Below are 16371 nucleotides of genomic sequence, written 5' to 3'. Positions count from 1 at the left end.
GTATAGGAGGCGTATAATTCAGTACAGCCCTCCTTTAACGACTCAGGAACCTAGCCTCAATGACCAGAAGAGAGAAAATTAAGCAGTCCTTGCTAGCAAAAATGCCAAGGGATGCTATTAATCAATTTCTCTCAAGAGATAAGACACCCGCTTCTGTTCTCTTTCTTTCTTGTATTGTTGGTGTACTTGCTGGTGTGGTAGGTACCTATTTCGAAGTCGCGGTTCATTTCATCACAGAGACTCGTACCGATTGGCTAAAAGATGAAATCGGTAGTCATTTACCCCTTTGGCTCGCCGCTTTCCTAATTAGTGCAGCATTTGCCTTTATTGGTTATTTCCTCGTGCACCGCTTTGCGCCAGAAGCTGCTGGATCAGGTATACCTGAAATCGAAGGCGCGATGGACGGCATGCGCCCAGTTCGATGGTGGAGAGTATTGCCCGTAAAATTCTTTGGCGGTATGGGCGCATTAGGTTCTGGGATGGTGTTAGGCCGTGAAGGACCAACCGTTCAAATGGGCGGTAGTATCGGCCGCATGGTCACAGATATATTTCGAGTCAAAGATGACGACGCCCGACATTCACTGCTGGCTTCGGGTGCAGCAGGTGGTTTGGCCGCGGCATTCAACGCACCACTCGCCGGAATCATGTTTGTAGTCGAGGAAATGAGACCACAGTTTCGTTACTCACTCATTTCGATCAAAGCCGTCATCATATCGGCGGTTTCAGCCAATATTGTGTTTCGTTCGATCAATGGTCAATCTGCCGTTATCACAATGCCGCAATACCAACCGCCTGAACTGGACGCTCTGTGGTTGTTCTTGTTGTTAGGCGTGTTGTTCGGCCTGTTTGGTGTCATTTTCAATAAGCTGATTACGCTTTCCCAAGAGCTATTTGTGGCAATACATAAAAATGACCGTAAACGCTACTTGATGACAGGTACCCTGCTGGGCGGTTGCTTCGGATTATTACTGCTCTATATCCCCGAATTGACTGGCGGTGGTATTGGTATCATCCCGAACATCACTAATGGCAACTACAGCGCCAACATATTGCTCTTGATCTTCTTAGGGCGAGTCATTACTACTCTGCTTTGTTTCGGCTCTGGTGCGCCTGGCGGTATCTTTGCACCAATGCTTGCGCTAGGAACCCTCTTTGGTTATGCGTTCGGGCTTATCGCGGCGGTATTCTTTCCTGAACTGAATATTGAACCGGGTATGTTTGCAATTGCTGGCATGGGCGCCTTATTTGCCGCTACCGTGCGAGCGCCTATCACTGGCATACTGTTGGTTATTGAAATGACCAATAACTACTACCTCATCTTGCCGTTGATCATCACCTGCTTAGGCGCGGTAATCATTGCCCAGATGTTAGGTGGTCAGCCAATTTACAGCCAACTGCTGAACCGCACGCTTAAAAACGAGAAACTAAGACAGCAAGATCTTCCTCAGCAAGAGGAAGTTCGTTAATCACAAATGACTAATGAAAAAAAGCACACATTCAACGTGCTTAATATCCCGATTCCGTATCAAAATCAAAAAAGCAAACGTTAAACTTGCTATTATCCACTCAAAATTAGTTGAGTGCTCTCAAAATCTATTGACCAAACACCTACACGCTCTAACTAATACAAAGAATCTAATATTCTGTAATTAACTAAGTCGGAGCAAGTCGTTGAACTGGAGAAGATTAACCCAAGTAAAAAATGTTCCGCCATCTCAGGCGTCTTTGGCACTTGGTGTTATTGGGCTAGGGCAAGCTTGGGCTTTGTATGTCCCGGGCATTGGTGAAATCATTCGCCCCTACCTTGCTGCGTTTGGTGCTCTATTATTGCTACCCGTTTTACTCCGTTATCTAACGAACTTTAGTGCTTTCCTCAATGATATACGTCACCCGTTAGTTGGAAGCTTAATGGCGCCAATGAGCATGGCGTTATTGATTCTATGTGACTACTTAGCCGAAATATCTCCAGTCATTGCTTACCCAGTTTGGTTCTGTGCGTTGTTATTACACTTTACCATGATGGTGTTGTTCTTTAGTTTTCAGATCCTCAATTTCAAAATGTCGAACATTGTGCCGAGTTGGTTCCTGTATCCCGTGGGGTTAATCAGCAGTTCCTTAGCAGGTACACAGTTTGGACACACCGTTTTTTCAGAGACACTGGCGGCCACTTGTATCGGTATCTATTTCCTCATGCTGCCAGTGGTGTTGTATCGCTTGGTGTTCGAAGGAAACCTGCCACGTCGAGCAAGACCAACACTCGCAATCATGGCGGCTCCGGTTAACTTATCTTTAGCCGCTTACTTGGTGAACTTCGACAACCCAGATCCGATTCTGACAGGAGCTTTGGCTGGCATTGCCATCACCATGACACTGTTGATCTACTTGTGTTACATCCGATTAATGCGTCTGAAATTCCAACCTTCGATTGCTGCCGTCACCTTCCCATCCGTGATCAGCGCCATTGCTATGCACCGCCTAACCACGTTTTTCGGCGCGGAATACCCACAATGGTATTGGCTGCATAAATTCGGCTTCTTTGAATTAACCATCGCGACTATCTTGGTGATTTGGGTTGCGGGCGGCTATGTGAAAATGTACTGGCCTGAGTTTTTTGATACAGATTATATGTCTAAGAAGATCAAACGGTCTTAAACCTAAGGTAGAAGATCTCACCTTGGTTCCCACCCCTACTCCAATAACCAATTACCTCTCGCTGGATAAACCAAGCGAAAAAAGACCTCACAATATGAGGTCTTTGTATAGGCAAGGTGTAACAGTTCAGGCGAGTGTCAATTGAACTGTCGAGAGCTATTAGAAGTTAGCGTGAGGGCCAAAGACTTCGTAATGGACGCGAGAACGGTCAACTTTAAGTGCATCTAGCTGTTCTACGATGTTCTTCATAAAACCAACAGGGCCACAAATATAGAAATCACTCTCTTCAAAGCCGTTAGTGTCAGAGATAGATGCTAGATCCATTTGACCTTGATGTGTGTTCTCACATACAGAGTCGCCTTTGTTCATGTACCACGTTTTCGCTTCCCAACCTTTATCGGCAACAATGTCTTTAACACGAGTCGTGAAAGAGTGCTGACCTACGTTTTCACAAGCGTGAAGGTACAGCACAGGTTCGTTTTTCTGCTGGTTGTTTAAGAACTCAAGCATTGATTGCATTGGTGTAACACCCACACCTGCTGAGATAAGCGTTACCGGTTTACTGCGCTCTTGGTACATAAAATCACCCGCTGGCGCGTATAGGCTAACTTCATCGCCGATAGCAACAGTATCGTGCATGTGATTCGATACTACTCCTTGAGTTTCTTGACCTTGGCCTTCACGTTTCACAGAAATTCGGTACTGCTTGCCGTTTGGTTTGTCAGATAGTGAGTATTGACGGATCTCGCTGTACTGAGCGCCTTCAGGTTTCACTTCGATACCAATGTACTGTCCTGGTGTGTAATCCAGAACCTCACCGCCATCTTTTGGTTGAAGGATGAAACTTGTTACTAATGCTGATTCTTCAATTTTGTCCGCAATTACAAATGCGCGTGCAGCTTCCCACCCACCAACAGCTTGCTTGCGCTGTAGGTAAAGTTCCGCTTCACGGTCGATAAATACTTGAGCTAAGAATAGGTAAGCTGCTGTCCATGCTTCTTCTACTTCTGGTGTGAATGCATCAGCAGCTAATTCACGCAGTGTTTCAATTAGGTGAAGGCCAACGATTTGGTAATGCTCAGGCTGAATGTTAAAGCTTGTATGTTTCTGTGCAATACGCTCAACCGCTGAGGTTAACGCTGCTAGGTTTTCAATGTTTTTAGCATAAGCCGCGATAGCTTCAAACAGTGCCACGCCTTGGCGACCGGTTCTTTGGTGAGTCATATTGAAGATATCTTTCAATTCAGGGTTATGCATGAACATACGTTGATAGAAGTGTTGAGTTAAAGCAGGGCCTGCGCTTTCTAAAAGAGGAATCGTCGATTTGATGATGTTGATATGTAGATTGTTTAGCATTGATTTACTCCGAACACTTAGCCTTTTGACCTTTCGTGTCAAATTGACTAATTTTATTTAAAGATGACTTTATATTAATTCTTTCTCAATGAGCTCTGTGGCTACTATTTTTATGAGAATTACGTGGGCTGATAAATTCGCATTCATTGATTCAAATCAATGATGGGTCAGATATTCAGTCATATAGACAACACGCAATGGACACATTGCACAAACGGTGCCAACATGCGAAAGCTTGTTGTGCCTAGCATCCCTTCAAAAACCCTCTTCAAACTTTAGTCAAAAAGACCTTTTTTTTATGTCATAAAGACTCTACCATGTATAAAAATACAAACAGTATGAGCCCTTTATGCAAGATATCTCAGCATCCACTCTCATGGAAATGACCATTGGTTTAGCCAGCGGTGTGAACGATCAAGACCGTTTCAATCGCTTAATCGATGCCATTCGTAAAACCATAACGTGTGATTGTGTCGCACTTTTAAGCCTTCAAGGCGACACGCTAGTACCCATCGCAATGCAAGGGCTCAGTCGAGATACATTCGGTCGCCGCTTTATTATTTCAGAACATCCACGTTTTGATGCGATTTGTGCATCGCGTTCTCCAGTTCGTTTTGATGCGGATAGCTCATTGCCTGATCCTTTCGATGGCTTACTGATCGACCACGACGGCGATTTGCCCATGCATGCCTGTATGGGTTTGCCTCTTCTTTTTGGTGACAAATTGTTAGGGGTACTAACCCTCGACAGCCTAAAACCTGATGTCTTCGCGAATATTCCTGCTCGGAACCTAGAAGTTCTCGCTGCTATTGCTGCCTCTACGATGCAAATGGCGATGACTTTCTCGCAACTTGAACATCAAGCAAAACAGTCAAAGCAATTACTGGAAGAGCTGAATGTTGAAGCGTGGGAACGTGACGGCGGCGAATTGATTGGTAATAGTGACACCATGGTCGCGCTTAAAAACGATATCGCGGTTGTCGCACCCTCTGAATTTAATATTCTGATTCATGGTGATACTGGTGTTGGTAAAGAGTTAGTGGCTCGTACTCTGCATCATCAATCACAGCGTAAGCGTAACCCGCTTGTGTATGTTAACTGTGCGGCGATTCCTGAAAACTTGGTAGAGAGTGAACTATTTGGTCACGTTCGTGGCGCATTTACTGGCGCAGACAAAAACCGCTTAGGTAAGTTTGCTCTAGCCGACGGCGGCACACTGTTCTTAGATGAAATTGGTGAATTGCCTTTGGCAGCACAAAGTAAGTTACTGCGTGCGCTGCAAAACAACGAAATCCAACCGGTAGGCCAAGACAACATTCAAACCATTGATGTTCGTGTTTTGGCAGCAACCAACCGAGACTTAAAGCAAGAAGTTGAAGACGGTCGATTCAGAGCCGATTTATACCACCGACTGAGTGTATACCCTATCGCAGTACCCGCTCTGAAAGACCGTGGTGACGACATTAGCTTGCTAGCAGGCTTCTTTCTAGAACAGGCACGTCGTAAACTTGGTATCAACCAAGTTAAATTCCGCTCTGATGTACTGGTATTTCTAAACCGTTACGGTTGGCCAGGTAACGTGCGTGAGCTTGAACACGTTATCAGCCGTTCAGCACTAAAAGCATTAGCTCGTAGCACCAACAAAAACCTCGTGACAATCACTAAAGAAGATTGTGGCCCACTCGACCAAGATCAGCCGATAGCGACGACACAGGTAAAAAACACACCGTTATCAACACCAACGATCGACCTTTCTGCAGGTTTGCGTGGTGCTACCGATGATTTTCAGCGCAGTATCATTACTGAAGTATTGGAAGACGCCAACTTTAACTGGGCGCAAGCAGGACGAATTCTGAAAACAGACAGAGCCAATTTGACTCGACTGTCTAAACGTTTAGGGCTAAATGTGGCGAAGTCTCACACGATCGAACGGACAAAATAGATATTAGCGGTTTGTTGCGAGCATCTAGCAAAACTTGTGTATATAATGCTGCAAATTGTAACGCTAATTTTAAATATGTAGAGAGAGTTATGAAGTTTATTCGTTGGTTTTTAGGTCGCGTCATCTTGTTATTGAATTTTGTTTTCAGCCCACGCGGTGTCAAGCGTTCTCAAGAAGAACAAAGCAAAGTGAACGAACAGGCAAAAACGCACACGTTATACCAATTCGAAGCGTGCCCATTTTGTGTGAAAGTGCGCCGCGCGATGAAACGTCAGTCGGTTCAATTTGAACTTCGTGATGCAAAAAACAACGAGCAACACCGTGCAGAGCTTGAAGCTGGCGGCGGTCGTGTGAAAGTGCCTTGTCTACGTATCGAAAAAGACGGCAAAACTGAGTGGATGTACGAATCTTCGGATATCGTATCTTACTTAGAGAAACAATTCGCATAAGCGAAAAAGCAATACAACCCAAATACAAAAAATCCCTCTTCATGAGGGATTTTTTATGTCTGTTATCAATACGCTCTTTCGATTCAATGAATCAAGCTTCTCGTCTCTATTTCGCCACAATCAGCATCAACTCTACACGGCGGTTACAAGCTTTACCTTGCGGCGAAGCGTTAGTACACGCGGGAACGTACTCGCCAAAACCGCGGGTGTAAATAGCACGACTCGAAACATAGTTACTTTCTAATCGAGCTTTCACTTCTTTTGCGCGCTGCTCAGAAAGCGGATCATTAACACGATCACTGCCCGAATTATCCGTGTGCCCTTCAATGACGACATCAATGTCTTGGCGTCGAGAAAGATAGCTGCCTAACGTGTCCAACCAATGGTTGTAAGCGGGTTCTGGAGATGTCGAACCTGTTTTAAAGTTCACATGCTGTACAAGCTTTACCATCACATGGTTGCCAGGTAAAACTTCAAAATCGATACGGTTTTGTCTTAAAAAGACTTCCAGTGGATCATTGGTCGAAACACCACGTCCGTAGTTAGTGGTAATAGTTCCTTGCTGATGAGTGGTTTGAACCACCCCCCATTCAGGGTACATAATGTCATAATCAGTTTTCGGTGCAGTTTGTAACATATTCTCACCGAATAACCCTGTTGGTAACGTAGTTTCGCACCCAGCCAAAGCTATGCTTAACATTATCGCTAAATATCTCATTACTTCACCAACCACTTATGCAGATAAACCATTCACTAATGTCTATATCGGCACTGAGAGAAAAACTTTAGATAAAAACTTTATACGAAAAGAAAGCACATCCAAAAAAAGTGCTTTTGATCACAGTTAACCGTCAACTCGCCTGTCATCGCCCGCGAGTTCCAACTGTTTGCATTTATTTACCTTATAATTGTTTTCCAATTCGTACTAAATAGTTAGAATCTCACGATATCTCAACGCTAGAGCAAACATTATGTTTAAACCATTTACTAAATTCATCACAGCACTCGCTGCCGTACTAATTATCGCAGGTTGTAGTGAAACCAACGAGCCACAGAAAGGCGTTCAATACGAAGCGCTACCTACTGCTCTAACTGAATTTAACCTGTCTCCGATCACTGAAATCTTCTCTCTAAACTGTGGTCACTGTCGTCAAATGGAAAGTGCAATTCCAGAAATTGAGTCGCTAACTAGCCAAACTATTGGCAAAATGCACGTTACGTTCAATGAAAGTGCTCAAATCAGCGCAATGATCTACTACACAGCAGTGATGCAACTTGACGCGACACCTGACCACGCGTTCATGGACGACCTATTTGGTGCGGTTCAAATGGGTGCAGATGCGACTCCGGAACAACGTCAACAAGCTCTAGAGTCTGCGTTCACTTCTCGTGGTCTGGTTAGCCCATACCAACTGAACAAAGAACAGCAAGTTGCTCTATTTGACTACGTTAAGAAAGCAGAAGAGATCTCAGTAAAAGGTCAAATCAACTCAGTACCAACCTTTATCATCAACGGTAAATACCAAGTACTCACTGCAGGTCACCAAGACGTTGCTGGCATCGCAAAAACGATCAACTACCTTTTGACTCAGCCGTAACGGCTTTTCTCTATAAAGAATCAACAATAAATAGGTTTTACTATGTCTAAATTTATCATCCCGGTCATTGTCTTTATTTTGGCTGGCTTCATGATCTACCGCACTTGGATGAACCATAAATCTGGCGAAGAAAATATCGAACAAGGCCAACAATTCCTTATCGAAAACGGCACTAAAGAAGGGGTTGTTACGACTGAAAGTGGTCTTCAATACCTAGTTCTTGAAGAAGGTATTGGTACAGAGCACCCAACTAAGAACAGCAAAATAACGGTTCATTACCACGGTACACTTATCGACGGCACTGTTTTCGACAGCTCTGTTGATCGTGGTGAGCCAATCTCATTTGCTCTTAAACAAGTGATCAAAGGCTGGCAAGAAGGTTTGACTTACATGGTTGAAGGCCAAAAAGTTCGCCTGTTTATCCCAAGCCAATTGGCTTACGGTAAAGGTGGTTCAGGCCCTATCCCACCATCAGCTACTTTAATTTTTGATGTTGAGTTAATCTCTATCAAATAATCGAAGAGACTGATTTAAGCCTCAACATACGAGCTATGTTGGGGCTTTTTTATATCTAAACGGTTAAACGGGGAAACGGTTAAATCCCATTTAGCACGCCAAGATTTTACTTTCTAAATTAACCACTAGACGACTGGTCTAATTTTATTTATAGTGCTGCCCATGAACGATAAAACGAATGACACACGCCTGCATGTTTTAGATGTTGGCTACCAATTAATAGTGAACAACGGCTTTACGGGCGTTGGCTTATCGCAATTGCTTAAAGAAGCGGATGTTCCAAAAGGATCGTTTTACCACTACTTTAAATCGAAAGAGCAATTTGGCGAGGCTCTGATCCAGCACTATTTTGAGACCTACATCAGCAGAGTTGAAACTCTTTTGATTCATGGTGAAGGCAACCATTACCAAAGAATTATCAGTTATTTCACTCGATGGTCACAGATTGAAAACGGTACCTGTAACGCTCATAAATGCTTAGTGGTTAAGCTTAGCGCTGAAGTTTCTGATCTTTCGGATCCTATGCGCCAAGCGCTATTAAAAGGTGCACAGAAAGTGACGAACACCATCGAGCAGTGCATTGTCGGTGGTGTTGAAGATAGCTCGATAAAGGTTGAAGACAGCCAAGAAGCAGCTCAGAACCTTTACTCAATGTGGTTGGGTGCAAGCTTATTAAGCAAACTAAGCCAGAGTTCACACAGCTTAGAATCAGCTTTAAACCTAACCCAACAGATTTTAAAAGGTAAAAACTAACCACGTACTGTGTTTAGTCTTTATTAACAACAGATAACCCGCCCTCTTATATTTAGATGACGGCGGGATTTTTAGACAGCAAGACTAGACGACTGGTCTAATTCTAAATATATAAACATTAAATTAAGGATATCCAATGACTCAACAAGACAATCGCCGCATCGTATTGGCTTCTCGCCCAGTTGGCGCACCGACTCAAAACAACTTCCGTTTAGAAACAGTAGCCGCACCTACAATTAAAGACGGCGAGATGTTACTTCGTTCAGTTTACCTTTCTCTAGACCCATACATGCGTGGCCGTATGAGCGATGCTAAATCTTACGCAGACCCTGTTACGGTTGATGAAGTGATGGTTGGTGCAACCGTATGTCAGGTTGAAGAGTCAAACAACAGCGATTTTGAAGTTGGCGAATGGGTACTGGCTTACACTGGTTGGCAAGATCTTGGTGTGTCTAACGGTGAAGGCCTAATCAAACTAGGTAAAGAGCCAACACACCCTTCTTACGCACTGGGCATCATGGGTATGCCTGGCTTTACGGCTTACATGGGTTTGCTTGATATCGGCCAACCTAAACAAGGCGACACTCTAGTCGTTGCGGCGGCAACAGGTGCAGTAGGCGCAACCGTTGGACAAATCGGCAAACTAAAAGGCTGTCGTGTTATCGGCGTTGCTGGTGGTCAAGAGAAGTGTCAGTACGCGAAAGACGTGCTTGGTTTTGATGAATGTATCGACCACAAAGCCGACGACTTCGCGGAGCAATTGGCTAAAGCATGTAGCAACGGCATCGACATTTATTTCGAAAACGTTGGCGGCAAGGTGTTCGACGCGGTAATGCCATTGCTTAACACAGGTGCTCGTATTCCTGTGTGTGGCCTAATTTCACAATACAACGCGACATCACTTCCAGAAGGCCCAGATCGCATGTCTAGCCTTGTTGGTACCCTATTGGTTAAGCGTATTAAGATGCAAGGCTTCATTATCTTTGATGACTACGCGCACCGTTATAACGAGTTTGCTGTTCAAATGACGGAATGGTTGTCTCAAGGCAAGATGCACTATCGTGAGCACCTAATTGAAGGTCTAGACGAAGCGCCACAAGCATTCATGGGTCTATTGGAAGGCCAAAACTTCGGTAAGCTTGTTATCAAAACAAACGAAGCTAAATAAATTCAAAAAACTGAACCCGTTAACTAGGTAGAATCATGATTACTTTACATCACCTGAATAAGTCACGTTCAAAACGCATCATCTGGCTGTTAGAAGAGCTTGGTGTTGATTACCAAGTCAAACCATATCAACGAGACAGTGTAACGTTTTTAGCGCCACCAGAATTGAAGTCCGTTCACCCTCTTGGTAAGTCTCCGGTCATTGAAGACGATGGAATGGTGATCACTGAATCTGGCGCTATCACGGAATACCTAATCGACAAATACGGTCAAGGTAAGTTCGCACCAACACGCGGTACATCTGACTACGTAGAATATTCACAGTGGCTACATTTTGCTGAGAGCTCAGGCATTTTACCAATGCTACTTAAGATCTTTGTAATGAAAGACGGTTGTGAGACTAACTTCCTAGGCGGTTATGCTGACGATGAAAACCAAAAGATCTTAACTTACGTGAATAATGCACTTGAAGGTAAAACCTACTTGGTCGCAGACACACTAACGGGTGCCGATTTCATGATGTCGTTCATCGTAGAAATCGTGGGTAACTTCGGTGCAACTGCGCTCTACCCGAACATCGCTAAATACGGTGAGCTTTTAACCAGCCACCCTGCTTACCAAAAAGCCGAGCAAGTAGAGCTAGAACACTCGAACTGATCGAGTTTTACTCAAGCTCGTGCGTTCTTAGAATAAGTACAAGCAACTAAATGAAGCCAAAGCCGATTTATCTTTCGCTTTGGCTTCTCATTTGCCTTCATTTCGACAACAATACCGAACTCTAACTGAACAGCCATAGAGTTTGATCTTCATGTCAGCAAACCTTGCTCAATACACGCCACTGCACCTAAAAAACGACAATACGAATGTAGACTTACCGCTACCGACTCGTTTTACGTTTCCGTACTACTACACACCACATCCAACGTGTGAGTTTGCCATGCAGCAACTTCAGCAGTCATTACTCGACTGCGGTGTGAATGAAACATCGCAAGGCAACCTCTATGCCGTACTTCTTGTTCAGGATCCAACAACTCAAGAGCTAGGCTACCTTTCTGCATTTTCAGGTTTGCAGTTATATCCGTCTTTGGCCTCTCAGTTAAACAACATTAACTTTGTTCCATCAGCCTTCGATTCAGAACAGTTTCAATCTCACAACAGTGCAAACCTTGCTCGCCAATCGCAACTAGCGGATGACATTGAAAAACTACAACAGTCGCACAACCTAGACGCATTATTGGCTGAATTTGAAGAGTTAAAAATCGAATCAGCACAATCTATCGAAGCCTTTCAATTAGCCATGGCAGCAAACAAATCTCAGCGTAACGAACTCAGAGAACAAGCCAATCAAGAAAAGGCATTGGGGAATCTTGATTCAGCCGCTGACCTGCTTAAACAATTAGGCAATCTAAGCAGCCAAGAGAAGCGCGACCTAAAAGCGCTCCGTATCCAGTGGAAACAAAAGATCGCAGAACGCCAGTCGCAAGTTGATGCAATCGAAAGCGAACTCAAAAGCCGCAAGCAAGAATACCAAGCGATTTCCGGCGAATTAGAAGCGCAACGTTTGTCTCATTATCGCTTTATCAACCAAGCACTCGAATCAAAGAACCTGCTTGAATTGTTAGATGGCAAAGACGCTCTTGAAGGCTCTGGCGACTGCTGCCTACCTAAGTTACTTAACTTTGCGTTTGAACACGGATTTAAACCATTAGCTTTGTCTGAGTTTTGGTGGGGATTGCCTCCAACGGCTGTCATTCGCCAGCACTCAAATCTGTACCCGGTTTGCCAAAGTAAAAGCTTCGAGATCCTCGACCACCAGCTAAACGGCATCGAATTAGAAGATAACCCGCTTATCGTGAATCCTGCGGTTGGTAAGTCGTTTGATATTGTTTATGAAGACGACGAGATCGTGGTGGTGAATAAACCCGAGGAGTTCTTGTCGGTTCCTGGTAAGTTTATCGAAGACTCGGTTTATACCCGCATTAAAGCGCGTTATCCGAATGCAACAGGGCCTTTGATAATCCATAGATTAGATATGTCGACGTCTGGATTATTGATTTTGGCGCTGACCGCAGAGTCTAATAAACACATCCAAAAGCAATTCATCGACAGAACCGTCGAGAAGCGCTACACCGCTCTGCTTGATGGTGAAATAACGGGCGAATCTGGCGATATCAGCCTTCCCTTGCGCGGCGACATTACTGATAGACCAAGACAACTGGTTTGCCATGATCACGGACGAAACGCAGAGACCCATTGGCAGACTGTTAGCACTCATAATGGTAAAACCAAGGTTCACTTGTATCCTAAAACAGGACGCACACATCAGCTGCGTGTGCATTGTGCTCATCCATTAGGGCTTGGTGTACCGATTCGTGGTGATGATCTCTATGGTTACAAACGCGAACGTCTGCACCTTCATGCGGGCTACCTAAAACTGATTCACCCAACAACAGGCAAGTGGATCGAGTTTGAAGTGCCTTCTGAGTTTTAAGCTGTTCTTATCCTGCTAAAACTATTACCGCACTAAAATTTTTGTCCCATAAAAGTTCTTGTCTCGTTAAACGCATCAGGGTTCTAAATCTGCTTGAGATATAGAACCCTGAAATTTAATTTTTTAATGTCCTTATCACAGCTCGGTAGCGTACTTTCGTTACTAACGTCAATGTTGCAAACACTTAACCCATTACATCCTTTCGCTGATCAACACATTCAAAAGAGGCCATTTCGAATTCACGACAGATCCAAGGTCGGTTTTCGTAAATAGTACACATCAGTGTTTCTCTATCTACAGCAGAACACCAACCGTCGTCGAGTCGCAACATCGTTTCGCCGCCCCATTCGTCATAAGCAATATGCTCTTCAGGTACGCCCGTATCTGTGATGATCATAACTTCTAAACGGCAACAGCACGCCTGGCAATTGGCACATGTTACTTCGGGTTCGGTTACGTTCTTTATATCAATCGTCATAAGTAACTACGCTACTAAATTTTGCGTATAGTAATCGAAACCGACCGCTACGGCTAATAAAGATAGTGCGGCACGGTGTTTTGATTGATGTAGAAATAAAAATAGGCGCTGTGATTAACTCACAACGCCCATAGTGTTTAGGTTTTCCATCGTGACTTGTCGCCACTATCTCTATTTAAAACAAACTAGCAAAAAATAGCTTTACGTAGTCCATCAAGCGTTTGAACAAGCCAGCCTGCTCTACCGCTTCCAACGCGATCAAAGGTTGAGTTTGAACATCTTCACCATCAACGGTGTAATGAACAACGCCTAAGGTTTGGCCTTCTGAAATCGGGGCTTTCAGTTCAGAAATCAGTTCAATCGATGCCGTTAACTTTTTACTGTCTGACTTAGGCAGCGTAATAAACGTATCTTCTGCAACGCCTAGCTTCAACGTATCTTGGGCACCAAACCACACCTTCTCTTCAGCGACTTGGTCACCGCCTTGGTGAGGATTTAGCGTATCGAAGAAACGAAAACCATAGCTCAACAATTGTTTGCTGTCTGACTCACGGCTCTTAACGCTTGATGCGCCCATCACAACCGCGATAAGTCTCATCTCACCTTGCGTCGCCGAACTCGCTAAACTGTAGCCTGCACCAGAGGTGTAGCCTGTTTTCATGCCATCGACCGTTAAGCTTCTATCACGTAATAAGCCATTGCGGTTGTGTTGGGTTATCTTGTTGTAGCTAAACGAGCGTTCGCTGTATAAACCATACACATCCGGTAAATCGCGAATAATTGCACGGCCTAATAGAGCGATATCATAAGGCGTTGAATAGAGATCGTCCGCATCTAAGCCATGTGCATTCGCAAAATGGGTATTTTCCAGTTTTAGCGAAGCCGCCCAAGAGTTCATCAAGTCAACAAATGCATCTTGTGAACCCGCAACATGTTCTGCAATCGCAACACTCGCATCGTTCCCTGATTGAATAATCAAGCCGCGGTAAAGATCCATCATCGCGACATCAGTGTTCACTTCGATGAACATTTTTGAAGAATCAGGGAAGTTTTTCGCCCATGCGTTTTCGCTAATTCGCACCTGATCATCCGCAGAGATGTTACCTCGTTTCATCTCTTGTCCAGCCACATAACTGGTCATAAGCTTGGTTAGACTCGCTGGGTTCAACTTAGTGTGTGCGTTTTTTTCTACCAGCACATCACCAGAGTTAAAATCAATTAACACATACCCTTTTGCGCCTAGGCTAGGTGGGCTTGGTACTATAGAAGGTGCCGCGACAGCAGTATTTGCTACCATCGCTGCGTTACTTACAATGAACATACTTAATAGAGGGAGAGAGTATTTTGAGAACCGTTTCATTGAATTAAACCTAAGTTAACGTTTTGTTCAGTATAGACAAATGCTAGCAAAAGAAGCGCGAACTTTACGTTGCTTTACGTATTTGTACGGTTCGTTACAAATAAAAAAGTATAATCTGCGACCTGTCCATTTTTCACACAAGAACGATTGACTCAATGAATACATTCAACACTTCGCTTTACCTCTCAGGCATACGTCTAAATAACATTTCAACAAAGCCCATAACCCGTTGTTTGCTTTCGCTCGGCTCTATATCAGGTTGGATACCAGACTGCGCCAGTGCTTGCCAATGTATAACTTCCGAATTAGGAACAAAAAAAGCAATATACAAAGAGCCTTTCTCGCTTACCTTTCCATCATCACTATAAAATGGCACACCTGTAGATAGCTGAATCGCATCAAAGATCGATTCATCGTTCAGTTCAGATTCTTCAGCTAATCCAAAACCCACTACGACGTCACCAGCCCCGGATTTCAACTGATAACCTTTCAATGAAAGTTGTTCTTTAATCGCTTCGCGTACAAGATCAGTGACGACCGTCTTGTCATATTTTTCAGAAAGGTACACTTGCTCTGATTCGGGATGCCATGAGTACGTGACTACCCCATGTTTCATGAAATCAAAGTCACCACTGGTCACCACGCCATAATTGTGAGTTAGAGTTGTTTCATTGGTTGTACACGCTGTCAGTCCAATCGCTATCAAAGCCAACAATACGACTTTATTTACGCCTTTTGTTGCACATATGAATCGTTTTATCATTCGCGGCTTCCTTAGGGCGTGTTGACCTTTCGTAGTTAAATTTTGTTCGAGATAAAAGCGTTTTAATCGCGGCGAGGGAGAAGTAGCCTAGTCATTCTAAGCAAATCTCCCTCAACAAAGAGTAAAATGGTTTTAGCCGAACCCTTCGGGCAGCGTTTGCTGGCCATTTCTACTACGTTATCGGCTTCTCATGTAGGCTAGCTACACATCGGTGCCTCTGCCTTGTACAAATACCCAGCAACTCGCTGCAAAAATCAGCTCGAAAGATCAACACGCCCTAGCTATACAAGAATAATTATCAATTTGACCTTCAACATAAACAGTAATTATATTAATAGAAAGATCATTAAACGTTTGCGTAATCGCTAACCTTCACTTCTACTCATTTTGGGGGTTTAACCACAGAAATAGACTCGGTATAGTAAACTTAGTTAAACATAACCAAACCATTCGGGGCACGGAGCTTCCTCAATCATCTCATGAAGAGAAGAATTGGTACCGATAAAGCATCGGCAAATTTAAGAGGGTCACACAATGGAATTCAATATGGTTGAAATTTTAGGTTACGCGGCATCTATTATGGTCGCAATTTCATTAACAATGAAAGATATCGTGCGTCTGCGTGTCCTTAACTTTGTTGGCTGTACTCTATTCACAGCATACGGCGTTATGATTGATGCATGGCCAGTGGTTGCAACCAACGGTTTCATCGCTTGTGTGAACATCTACTTCCTTGCAAAAATGCAAAAGGAAAAAAAAAATGAAGCGATGAAAGCAGCAAAAGCTTAGATTAACGGCTAGCACTTTCAAACAATTCTAAAAAAGCCCAAATAGAACGTTCTATTT

Annotated in this window: 16 protein-coding genes; 11 read left to right on the top strand and 5 right to left on the bottom strand. The window is 43.9% G+C overall.

The window, feature by feature from the left end:
• Nucleotides 1–59: 59 nt before the first annotated feature.
• Nucleotides 60–1466, top strand: coding sequence for a H(+)/Cl(-) exchange transporter ClcA (clcA, locus tag K08M4_RS17735; RefSeq protein WP_086050847.1), 1407 nt, complete (start codon nucleotides 60–62; stop codon nucleotides 1464–1466).
• 205 nt (nucleotides 1467–1671) lie between these two features.
• Nucleotides 1672–2652 carry a TDT family transporter gene (locus K08M4_RS17730; RefSeq protein ID WP_086050846.1) on the top strand — a complete coding sequence of 327 codons (981 nt, stop codon included), beginning with the start codon at nucleotides 1672–1674 and terminating at the stop codon, nucleotides 2650–2652.
• A gap of 159 nt (nucleotides 2653–2811) precedes the next feature.
• On the opposite strand, the gene hmpA is transcribed toward K08M4_RS17730, so the two are convergent.
• Nucleotides 2812–4008, bottom strand: coding sequence for an NO-inducible flavohemoprotein (hmpA, locus tag K08M4_RS17725; RefSeq protein WP_086050845.1), 1197 nt, complete (start codon nucleotides 4006–4008; stop codon nucleotides 2812–2814).
• A gap of 349 nt (nucleotides 4009–4357) precedes the next feature.
• Between hmpA and norR the strand changes: the two genes are divergently transcribed.
• Together norR and K08M4_RS17715 are read left to right on the top strand one after the other, a co-directional pair.
• Nucleotides 4358–5950 (top strand): nitric oxide reductase transcriptional regulator NorR, encoded by a 1593-nt coding sequence (norR, locus tag K08M4_RS17720; RefSeq protein WP_086050844.1) that lies wholly within the window; start codon nucleotides 4358–4360, stop codon nucleotides 5948–5950.
• 89 nt (nucleotides 5951–6039) lie between these two features.
• On the top strand, nucleotides 6040–6399 hold the full coding sequence (locus tag K08M4_RS17715; protein ID WP_010430193.1) for a glutaredoxin family protein: 360 nt from the start codon (nucleotides 6040–6042) through the stop codon (nucleotides 6397–6399).
• Nucleotides 6400–6505: 106 nt separating this feature from the next.
• Here the strand turns inward: K08M4_RS17715 and K08M4_RS17710 are convergent, their stop codons facing one another.
• On the bottom strand, nucleotides 6506–7099 hold the full coding sequence (locus tag K08M4_RS17710; RefSeq protein WP_086050843.1) for an OmpA family protein: 594 nt from the start codon (nucleotides 7097–7099) through the stop codon (nucleotides 6506–6508).
• A gap of 271 nt (nucleotides 7100–7370) precedes the next feature.
• On the opposite strand from K08M4_RS17710, the gene K08M4_RS17700 reads away from it, so the two are divergent.
• The 6 genes from K08M4_RS17700 (at nucleotide 7371) to K08M4_RS17675 (ending at nucleotide 12924) form a co-directional block, all read left to right on the top strand.
• Nucleotides 7371–7997 (top strand): thioredoxin domain-containing protein, encoded by a 627-nt coding sequence (locus K08M4_RS17700; RefSeq protein ID WP_086050842.1) that lies wholly within the window; start codon nucleotides 7371–7373, stop codon nucleotides 7995–7997.
• 42 nt (nucleotides 7998–8039) lie between these two features.
• Nucleotides 8040–8513, top strand: coding sequence for a BamJ family beta-barrel-assembly machinery protein (gene bamJ, locus K08M4_RS17695; RefSeq protein WP_086050841.1), 474 nt, complete (start codon nucleotides 8040–8042; stop codon nucleotides 8511–8513).
• A gap of 162 nt (nucleotides 8514–8675) precedes the next feature.
• A complete protein-coding gene (locus K08M4_RS17690) occupies nucleotides 8676–9266 on the top strand; it encodes a TetR/AcrR family transcriptional regulator (protein ID WP_086050840.1) in 591 nt (196 codons plus the stop codon).
• Between the two features lie 136 nt (nucleotides 9267–9402).
• Nucleotides 9403–10434: an NADPH-dependent curcumin/dihydrocurcumin reductase gene (curA, locus tag K08M4_RS17685; protein WP_086050839.1), complete on the top strand. Its 1032-nt coding sequence runs from the start codon at nucleotides 9403–9405 to the stop codon at nucleotides 10432–10434.
• Between the two features lie 35 nt (nucleotides 10435–10469).
• The gene (locus K08M4_RS17680; protein ID WP_086050838.1) at nucleotides 10470–11090 is read left to right on the top strand and encodes a glutathione S-transferase family protein; all 621 of its coding nucleotides are present in this window, start codon (nucleotides 10470–10472) and stop codon (nucleotides 11088–11090) included.
• Between the two features lie 151 nt (nucleotides 11091–11241).
• Nucleotides 11242–12924: an RluA family pseudouridine synthase gene (locus K08M4_RS17675; protein ID WP_086050837.1), complete on the top strand. Its 1683-nt coding sequence runs from the start codon at nucleotides 11242–11244 to the stop codon at nucleotides 12922–12924.
• Nucleotides 12925–13108: 184 nt separating this feature from the next.
• On the opposite strand, the gene K08M4_RS17670 is transcribed toward K08M4_RS17675, so the two are convergent.
• From K08M4_RS17670 to K08M4_RS17660, 3 genes are all read right to left on the bottom strand, one after another.
• Nucleotides 13109–13402, bottom strand: a complete 294-nt coding sequence (locus K08M4_RS17670; RefSeq protein WP_086050836.1) for a YkgJ family cysteine cluster protein — start codon at nucleotides 13400–13402, stop codon at nucleotides 13109–13111.
• 175 nt (nucleotides 13403–13577) lie between these two features.
• Entirely contained in the window at nucleotides 13578–14762 is a 1185-nt protein-coding gene (locus tag K08M4_RS17665) for a D-alanyl-D-alanine carboxypeptidase family protein (protein WP_086050835.1), read from the bottom strand.
• A gap of 178 nt (nucleotides 14763–14940) precedes the next feature.
• Nucleotides 14941–15525, bottom strand: a complete 585-nt coding sequence (locus K08M4_RS17660; protein WP_086050834.1) for a DUF4136 domain-containing protein — start codon at nucleotides 15523–15525, stop codon at nucleotides 14941–14943.
• Between the two features lie 534 nt (nucleotides 15526–16059).
• On the opposite strand from K08M4_RS17660, the gene K08M4_RS17650 reads away from it, so the two are divergent.
• Nucleotides 16060–16314 (top strand): YgjV family protein, encoded by a 255-nt coding sequence (locus K08M4_RS17650; protein WP_009845500.1) that lies wholly within the window; start codon nucleotides 16060–16062, stop codon nucleotides 16312–16314.
• The last annotated feature ends 57 nt before the right edge of the window (nucleotides 16315–16371 follow it).

Origin of the sequence: Vibrio syngnathi, assembly GCF_002119525.1 — a bacterium.
Lineage (GTDB): Bacteria > Pseudomonadota > Gammaproteobacteria > Enterobacterales > Vibrionaceae > Vibrio > Vibrio syngnathi.
This window is presented reverse-complemented; position numbering and strand designations above follow the sequence as displayed.